We start from the raw sequence: 8,786 nt of genomic DNA, 5'->3' as shown, positions 1-8,786 counted from the left end.
TTTATCAAGGTGAAATGGTTGAATTTGCTAAAGATTACTTTGATCGACGCGAAGCAATGCAGTCAAGTTATGAACCACCCCTTTTAAGAAAACCGTATTTCTGTTCTGGCTCTCCGCATAATACCTCAACAAATGTACCGGAAGGCAGTCGTGCGACCGCCGGTATTGGATGTCACATCATGGCCATGTGGATGGACCGCAGCACAGATACATTTACCCAGATGGGTGGCGAGGGTGTGCCTTGGATCGGGCAAGCTAATTTCACCGATGAAAAACACATATTCACCAACCTTGGCGATGGCACATATCATCATTCTGGCACAAGCCGGTTTGTTTGTGCCAGCCGATAGCGCCGTGATCGGGATTGTTGATCGCTTGTTCAGTCGTGTTGGTGCGTCGGATGATCTGGCCAAAGGACGTTCAACCTTTATGGTTGAAATGGTCGAAACGGCGGCGATTTTGAATCGTGCTACGCCGCGGTCATTTGTTATTCTGGATGAAATTGGCCGCGGAACAGCCACATATGACGGGCTTGCCATTGCCTGGGCAACATTGGAGCATCTGCATGATGTTAATCAATGTCGCACCTTGTTCGCGACGCATTATCATGAATTGACGCATTTGCAAGACGTCAAGCCACGCTTGTTATGCCATTCGATGCAGGTGCGTGAATGGCAAGGCGATATTGTGTTTCTGCATCGCGTCATAGCGGGTGCCGCCGACCGATCATACGGCGTGCATGTGGCACGACTGGCTGGATTGCCGAACAAGGTGCTGGGGCGCGCCGAACAGATACTTGCCGAACTGGAAGCAGGCAAGCATGGCGCGGTTGATGTGGGGTTGGTTGCCGATAATCTGCCATTATTTGATTATACATCTGATGATAGCGACCATGGTAAAAAGGATAAAAGGGCTGGCGGTGCCATACCGTCGGCGGTCGTGGATGCGATTGATGCGATGTTGCCCGATACGCTGACACCGCGTGAGGCGATGGATCTGCTATATGAGCTGAAGTCATTACGCGCTTCGGATAAGGGTGATAATAAGTGAGTGGTGTGACCGATATAAGCGAAACACAAGCCCATTCCAAAGATAGGGGCAACAAAGGCACGGCGGTTACGCCGGATAAGCCCGCCGCCTTGCGCGCGTTTTGGCATCGCTGGGTGCAACCGCTATCATCGGTCATGAATTCGCATGCCGCGCCGCTGGATAGTGCCGAGATTGACGCGGCTGTTACGGCTGTGACGGAAACTGTGCCAGCAAAACGTCGGGCGGCGTTATTGGCATTGTTGCGTGATCGTCTGGCCGATGCGCGGGTGCGGCTTGAGGCGGAGCTGACCGAAACCAAGGATGGCGTGATCTATGTTGGCCTGAACGCATGGATGATTGACCAACTTTTGGAGATTGTGCGCCGTGAAGCGGTGCGAGACGCCGGCGGCAAAGCCCAGGCTGGCATGGCGATTGTCGCTGTAGGTGGCTATGGACGCGGCGAGTTAGCCCCGCATTCGGATATTGATATTCTGTTTCTGGTCAAGAACAAGGTTACGAATGGTCTGAAATTACAGATTGAATATATTCTTTATATGCTATGGGATTTGGGGCTGAAGGTTGGCCATGCAACGCGCAATGCGGCAGATTGCATAGTTGCAGCCAAGGAAGACCAGACGATTCTGACAGGCCTGCTGGAAATGCGGCATGTCGCGGGTGACACGGCATTATCAGATCAACTGAGTGCTATGTTCGATGCCCATGTGGATAAAACAAAGCCGTTGAATTTTGTCGAGGAAAAGCTGGCCGAACGTGATCTGCGGCATCAGCGGCTTGGTGATACGCGCTATGTGGTCGAACCTAATATCAAGGATGGCAAAGGTGGGTTGCGTGATCTGCATACTTTGCTATGGACGGTGAAATATGCCTATCGCGCCACATCTTTGGTCGATATTGTCGATCAGAGCATTCTGCGTGATAGTGAGGCGCGCCGCTTTGCCGCCGCCCAGCGGTTTTTATGGACAGTGCGCTGTCATCTGCATCTATATGCAGGACGCCCCGAAGAACGGCTCGATTTCGAAGCGCAGATGGTGATTGCGCCGCTTATGGGATTTGCCGATCGTGGCGGTTTGCGCGGGGTTGAGCGTTTCATGAAACGCTATTATCTGGCCGCACGCGATGTTGGCAATCTGACGCGTATTTTTTGTGCGGCGATGGAAACTGACTTTCGTAAGCGGCGTAAATTTTTTGAAAAAAGCTTTAAGCTGTCGCGTAATATTGGCGAGTTCCAAATTCAGGCCGGACGTATCAGCCTGGCAGACGATATTCTGTTTCGTGATGCGCCGTTACGGATTTTAAAGCTGTTTCAACTGGCGCAAGAGCATGAAGCCGATATTCATCCGCAGACATTGCATCGTATCACCCGCGCGATGCCGTCGATTGATGCCGAAACGCGCGCTGATCCGGCGGCAAATGCCCTGTTTCTGGATATTCTGACATCCGCGACGAATCCTGAGCGTATTTTGCGGCTGATGAATGAAAGCGGCGTTATCGGGCGGTTCCTGCCCGACTTTGGCCGGATCGTCGCGATGATGCAATTCGATATGTATCACAGCTATACGGTCGATGAACATACGATCAAGGCGTTGGGGATTTTGCACCGGATTGAAACTGGTGGGCTGACAGGCGATGCGCCAGTTGCCAGTGAAGCGATGCCGGAAATCGGATCGCGGCGGGCGTTATTTGTCGCCGTTCTGTTGCATGATATTGCCAAGGGGCGCGGCGGCGATCATTCGATTCTGGGGGCTGAGGTGGCGCATAAGGTCTGTCCACGGCTTGGGCTGACGCCTGCCGAAACCGAAACGGTTTCATGGCTGGTGCGTCATCATCTGCTGATGAGCAAGATTGCGTTCCGTTATGATCTGAATGATCCAAAAACCATTGAAGATTTTGCCGCGATTGTACAATCGCCTGAGCAATTACGTCTGTTACTGATTCTGACTGTTGCCGATATACGCGCGGTTGGCCCGACGATCTGGAATGGCTGGAAAGCAGCGCTGATGCGTGATCTATTCAGCCGTACCGATGCCGTGCTCAAAGGCGGTGATCCGACGGTGATTGCCCAAGGCAATGCCGAAATGGCCCGCGCACTGGCTTTTGAAAAATTGGTTGGTGATAAAGATTCGAGCACGCCAAGCAGACAGAAGGCGAAAAAAGAAAAAAGCGGTACTGTATGGACGGCGGCGGCGTTTGACGCACATGCCGATAATTTTCCACAAGCCTATTGGACCGGATTTGACGCGAAAAGCCATTGCAAACATGCCGTGCTATGCCAGCAATTCCGCAATCTGGAAACGCCTTTGCTGATTGATCTGAGTTCTGATAAAGCACGGCGCGCGACAGAAATGACCGTTATCACTGTCGATGATCCAGGTTTGTTTTCGCGCATTGCCGGCGCGGTGGCCGCGGTCGGTGTCAATATTGCGGGCGCACGAATTACGACCTGTAGCGATGGTACCGTGCTGGATGTTTTTTATCTGCAAACGATCGATAATCAGGTTGTCGATGATGCCGCACTTTTGACCCGAATCCGTGATTTCGTAACCAAGGCGGCGGTTGGCAAGATGCGGATTGCCGATGCGTTGATGGCGCGCTGGCAACAAATGCCAAAGCGTATCCGTCGCTTTCCGGTGCCGCCACGCGTGCTGTTATCAAATAATATCAGCAAAACGCATAGCGTGATCGAAGTGAATGGCCGCGATTTTCCGGGCTTTCTGTACAAGATTACCCGTTGCATGGTTGATCTTGGCCTGCAGATACAATCATCAAGCATTTCGACGTATGGCGAACGGGTTGTTGACGTATTCTATGTGAAAGATATTTTCGGTTTGCAAATTTCCAACGAGGTGCGCCAGCAACATATCCGCAATGCGCTATTGGCGGTTCTGCAAACAAGCGATGCGCATGATGCAGACACTAATGACGGGGATGCCGCATGAGCCAGCGTTCACTATTGGGAGCGTTCCGGCAGATTGGACTGCTGACAGGTGCTAGCCGGATACTGGGCTTTGGCCGTGATGTGGCCTTTGCCACTTTTCTGGGGGCGGGGCCTTTGGCTGATGCGTTTCTGGTGGCGTTGAAATTGCCAAATATGTTCCGCAGGCTGAGCGCCGAAGGGGCATTGACGAATGCCTTTGTGCCCAGCTTTTCACATATACGGGCGGCAGATGGCAATGATGCCGCGATGAAGCTGGCGGCAGAGGTGCAAATATTGCTGACGCTTATTTTGCTGGTGATTGTCGTGCTGGCCGAGTTTTTCATGGTCGATCTGGTACGCTTGCTGGCGCCCGGATTTGTGGCAACACAAGACCGTTTTGACGCTGCGGTTGCGCTGGGGCGGATCACCATGCCGTATCTGCCGCTGATTTCGCTGGTGGCTTTATGGTCGGCGATTGCCAATGCGCATGACCATTTTGCTGCGGGTGCGATCATGCCGATATTTTTTAATCTATGTCTGATCGTAGGGGCGATGGCGTTACCTGTCATGGCGACAGGTGATGTGGTGACTTCGGCAATGCCGCTGGCGGTGGCGCTATTGGTGGCAGGGGTTGTCCAGCTTGCTGTCATGTTTGTCATTTTGCGTCGTTTTGGCGGCACACCAGCCTGGATTTTTCCACGGCTGACAGCGGCAGGACGCGCCATGTGGCGCAAATTTACCCCGGCGGCATTGGCAGCAACTGCGATGCAGGTGAATATGCTGGTTGATCTGATTCTGGCGTCATTGTTACCTGTGGGCGCGATCTCATGGCTTTATTATGCTGATCGGATCGTACAATTGCCGTTAGGGATTATCGGGATCGCGCTGGGCACCGCGCTGCTACCAAAATTATCAAAAGCCGAAGCCGAACAGGATCAGACATCGGTGGGCGCGATCTTGAATGATGGTATCGGGCTGGCCGGATTTTTTGTGATCCCTGCGGTAACGGCGCTGATCTGTATTGCCGAGCCAATCATAAGCGGGCTGTTTGCCTATGGTGCTTTTAGCGCCGCCGATGCCGTGGTTACGGCATTGGCATTACAGGCCTATGCGCTTGGTTTGCTTGGGTTTGTTGCGACAAAATTATTCCAGCCAGCCTTTTATGCGGCAGGCCAACCAGCAACAGTTCTGAAAATATCGTTACTTGCGGTGCTGGTGAATGTGGCTGGATCATTGATATTGATGCGGATATACGGGCATGTTGGGCTGGCGATTGCAACATCATTTTCGGGTGTCATGGCGGCATTGATGCTAGGCATTCTGCTGGTTCGTAAAGGGAAATTGGCGCAGATACCGTTTGGTCTGATTGGCCGGTTATGTGTGGCGTCAGCCTTTATGGCAGCTGGGTTGTTGGGAACAAGACAGGCGATGCCTGATCTGCCACATGCGCTGGCGCTGGTTTTGCTGGTGGTTGTGGGTGTGGTGCTTTATCTGGCCGCCTCGGTGGTTTTAAAAACAATTCCCAAAGGCATTTTGCGATCAAGGTCATAGTGTGATGCCACTGTGCAGGGCTTGACCATCTGGCGTACAGCATGGATAACCAGACATTCGTTTTTAAGGGTGTCTATAAAGGAACCAGAAATGACAAAGTCAGCGTCAAACGCGAACCGCATTTTTTCGGGTATTCAGCCGACTGGCAATCTGCATCTTGGTAACTATCTTGGTGCGATCCGAAACTGGGTGACATTGCAGGACGATTTTGAATCGATCTATTGTGTTGTCGATTTGCATGCGGTTACGGTACCGCAGGATCCAATCCAGCTTCGAAACAGCACGCGTGAAGTGACAGCCAGCCTGATTGCGTCGGGCATTTCGCCAGAACGGTCAATTCTGTTTAATCAGTCACGGGTGCCGCAACATGCCCAGCTGGCGTGGATTTTTAATTGCGTGGCACGGCTTGGCTGGTTGAACCGGATGACGCAGTTCAAGGAAAAAGCAGGCAAAAACCGTGAACAGGCGTCAGTTGGTCTATATTCATACCCGATTTTGATGGCGGCGGATATTTTGACATATAGAGCAACGCATGTGCCGGTGGGAGAAGACCAGAAACAGCATCTTGAGCTGACCCGCGATATTGCCCAGGCGTTTAACAGCCATTACGAGACTGACTGTTTTCCGCTTCCCGAGCCGCAGATTTTTGGCAGTGCAACACGGGTGATGAGCTTGCGAGATGGCACCAGCAAAATGAGCAAATCCGACATGTCCGAATTATCCCGCATTAATTTGACCGATGATAATGACACGATTGCAGCCAAGATACGCAAAGCCAAAACCGACCCCGATGCGCTGCCATCCGAGGCGGCAGGTTTGGCCGGACGCGCGGAAGCCGAAAATCTGGTTGGTATCTATGCGGCGATGGCCAATATGACAGTCGATGATGTTCTGCGTGAATTTGGGGGCCGTGGTTTTGGTGATTTCAAACCTGCATTAGCGGCTTTGGCAGTTGATCAGCTGGCGCCAATAGGGGCGCGGATGCGTGAATTGCTGGAAAATCCGGATGAGCTGGATGCGATTCTGGATGATGGCGCGGTGCGTGCCGAGGCCATTGCGCGGCCAATTCTGGCTGAAGTTCATGACATTGTAGGTTTTCTGGGTGCGCCCGTGCGATAGGCAGATAGATGCGCGCCCAGAATGCGGCTTTAAAATAACCCCGGAATGCGGCTTTAAAATAACAATGTCTAACTCTTGCCATAAAACTGACAGATTACCATCTATATGCTAAGATAAGCTCAGGTTTGATATGCGTTGTTTTGGCTGGGTTGTGATAATGCGTGTGGATGTTGGGTGTGAATATAGCGTATCAAGCGTTAAGGTCTTCAATCAGGTAGCCGTAAATTAGGGAATAAATGGATGTTCATACAAACACAAGATACGCCAAATCCGGCGACGTTGAAATTCATCCCCGGGGTGCCTGTGCTGGCACAAGGTACGGCAGATTTTCCAACGGCTGATAGCTCCGGATCATCGCCAATGGCGCGCCGCCTATTTCAGGTTGATGGCGTCGCAGGTGTGTTTCTGGGTGGTGATTTTATCGCTGTGACCAAAGTTGACGAGATGGATTGGTTTGCGCTTAAGCCGTCAATTCTGGCGGGTATTATGGAGCATTTCGCATCAGGTCTGCCAGTGATTGAAGATCATGCTGGCGATGACAGTGCGGCACGTGACGATGAAGAAGATGATGATACTGTGAAGCAGATCAAGCATCTGCTTGATACACGCGTGCGGCCTGCGGTGGCGATGGATGGCGGCGATATTGTCTTTCAGGATTTTGACGATGGCGTGGTGACATTGCAGATGCGCGGGGCATGTCAGGGATGTCCAAGCTCTACAGCCACGTTGAAAATGGGCATTGAGAATATGCTCAAGCACTATATTCCCCAAGTTCGGGAAGTTCGTGCTGCCGACTTTTAGATCCTTGTATTTTAGTTTCAGGTAGTATCGTGACAGACCGACGGAATTTGCTTTTGCAGGACAAAAACATTGTCAGACTTACAATGGCGCTGGTCGCGGTCAGCATTCTGGTGCCTGGGGTTCTTAAGGTTGGGCCGCCACAATGGTTGCATACGCCATCCCCGATTGCAGAAGATGTGTCCGCACCCGAAATCCAAACACCAGAAATAGCTAGCGTAGCCAAGCCGGTCGGTGAAAATGAGGTTCCTGCCCTTGCCGATGTTAAAAGTATTAAGAATAATACTTATCAAGAAAAGACCAGCGGCGACCAGAGTGGCGCGATTGAAGCTGTAAGCGAAGATAAAGCTACGGAAACAGCCGTGACAGCCCCTTTAGCAACGGCATCAGCAATGTCTTCATCAGTGACAACCGCACAAGACCAGTCTGGAACGCCAAAAAACGACAGCAAAATGGTGGCGAATGTGCAAACGCCGCGTGAAGCAGTCGTAGCATCGCTGACAAAACCAAAGGCATCAAAGCCACAGGTAAAAACACCCCCATTGGCTGTGGCACGCAATTTTGTAAGGGTGATTCCCGCGTCGCATGCCGCGCTGGCCAGCCCAGAGCAAAAAGAACAATTTATCAAAATGGTTTTGCCACTGGTTCTGGCGTCGAACGAAGAAATTATCCAGCGTCGTGCGGCTATCCGGCGCGCCTATGACAGAAAAGATGTTGTTACGCTGAGCAAATGGGCCAAACTTTATAAATTACCGCCAGAAAATGTTGTCAGTCAGGCCTTTTTGAATAATCTGCTTGCCCGTGCCGATGTGATACCGGTGCCGCTGGCTTTGGCGCAGGCGGCGATCGAGTCTGGCTGGGGCACATCACGCTTTGCGCGGCAAGGCAACGCGCTTTTTGGTCAATGGGCCTGGCAAGAAGATGTTGGCATCAAACCGCTAAATGCCAGCAACAAGAATGCCGTCGTGCGTAGTTTTCCTAATCTGCTGGGATCAGTGCGTGCCTATATGCATAATCTGAATACGCATCAAGCCTATCAGGGGTTGCGTGATAGCCGTGAAAGACTTGCCAAAATGCCGGATGAAAACAAAGCCAACATCCTTGTGAATCATTTGCATAATTACGCCGAAATCGGCTTGAAATATGTCAAGGATCTGAAGCTTGTCATGCGGAAAAATAACCTGCAAAATTATGCAAAGGCCTATCTGTCATAGAACACGCTGAGTCTTCGCGATCATCTTATCACCGTCGCTTCGCTTGGTGGATGATGCTTATATAATCCGCGATCATCTTTCGGCCTGTGGCCGGATGATGCTTATGGATTCAGGAATTGGCGGCCAAACCAACGCCAGCG

Annotated in this window: 6 protein-coding genes and 1 pseudogene; all 7 read left to right on the top strand. The window is 51.7% G+C overall.

The window, feature by feature from the left end:
* Nucleotides 1–320 (top strand): annotated as a pseudogene (locus ABNT28_RS08335) (hypothetical protein); the annotation flags it as partial.
* Complete coding sequence (locus ABNT28_RS08330) at nt 268–1,050, top strand: hypothetical protein (protein WP_348721376.1); 783 nt, start codon at nt 268–270, stop codon at nt 1,048–1,050. The pseudogene ABNT28_RS08335 and the gene ABNT28_RS08330, both read left to right, overlap by 53 nt.
* Entirely contained in the window at nt 1,047–3,986 is a 2,940-nt protein-coding gene (locus tag ABNT28_RS08325; RefSeq protein WP_348721375.1) for a [protein-PII] uridylyltransferase, read from the top strand. The genes ABNT28_RS08330 and ABNT28_RS08325 overlap by 4 nt, the downstream gene beginning before the upstream one ends.
* Nucleotides 3,983–5,515 (top strand): murein biosynthesis integral membrane protein MurJ, encoded by a 1,533-nt coding sequence (gene murJ, locus ABNT28_RS08320; protein WP_348721374.1) that lies wholly within the window; start codon nt 3,983–3,985, stop codon nt 5,513–5,515. Before ABNT28_RS08325 ends, murJ begins: the two co-directional genes overlap by 4 nt.
* A 90-nt stretch (nt 5,516–5,605) precedes the next feature.
* Nucleotides 5,606–6,634, top strand: a complete 1,029-nt coding sequence (trpS, locus tag ABNT28_RS08315) for a tryptophan--tRNA ligase (protein WP_332925033.1) — start codon at nt 5,606–5,608, stop codon at nt 6,632–6,634.
* Between the two features lie 240 nt (nt 6,635–6,874).
* Nucleotides 6,875–7,435 (top strand): NifU family protein, encoded by a 561-nt coding sequence (locus ABNT28_RS08310; protein ID WP_332925032.1) that lies wholly within the window; start codon nt 6,875–6,877, stop codon nt 7,433–7,435.
* A 53-nt stretch (nt 7,436–7,488) separates the two neighbouring features.
* The gene (locus ABNT28_RS08305; RefSeq protein ID WP_348721373.1) at nt 7,489–8,646 is read left to right on the top strand and encodes a glucosaminidase domain-containing protein; all 1,158 of its coding nucleotides are present in this window, start codon (nt 7,489–7,491) and stop codon (nt 8,644–8,646) included.
* Nucleotides 8,647–8,786: the final 140 nt, after the last annotated feature.

This window comes from uncultured Candidatus Puniceispirillum sp. (assembly GCF_963979125.1).
Classification (GTDB): Bacteria; Pseudomonadota; Alphaproteobacteria; order Puniceispirillales; family Puniceispirillaceae; genus Puniceispirillum.
The sequence above is the reverse complement of the archived record's forward strand: the minus strand, read 5'-3'. Positions and strand labels throughout refer to the sequence as shown.

Coding starts and splice junctions, on each gene's coding strand:
- ABNT28_RS08310 (WP_332925032.1), top strand. CDS start 6,875: ATGTTCATACAAACACAAGATACGCCAAATCCGGCGACGTTGAAATTC.
- murJ (WP_348721374.1), top strand. CDS start 3,983: ATGAGCCAGCGTTCACTATTGGGAGCGTTCCGGCAGATTGGACTGCTG.
- ABNT28_RS08330 (WP_348721376.1), top strand. CDS start 268: ATGAAAAACACATATTCACCAACCTTGGCGATGGCACATATCATCATT.
- trpS (WP_332925033.1), top strand. CDS start 5,606: ATGACAAAGTCAGCGTCAAACGCGAACCGCATTTTTTCGGGTATTCAG.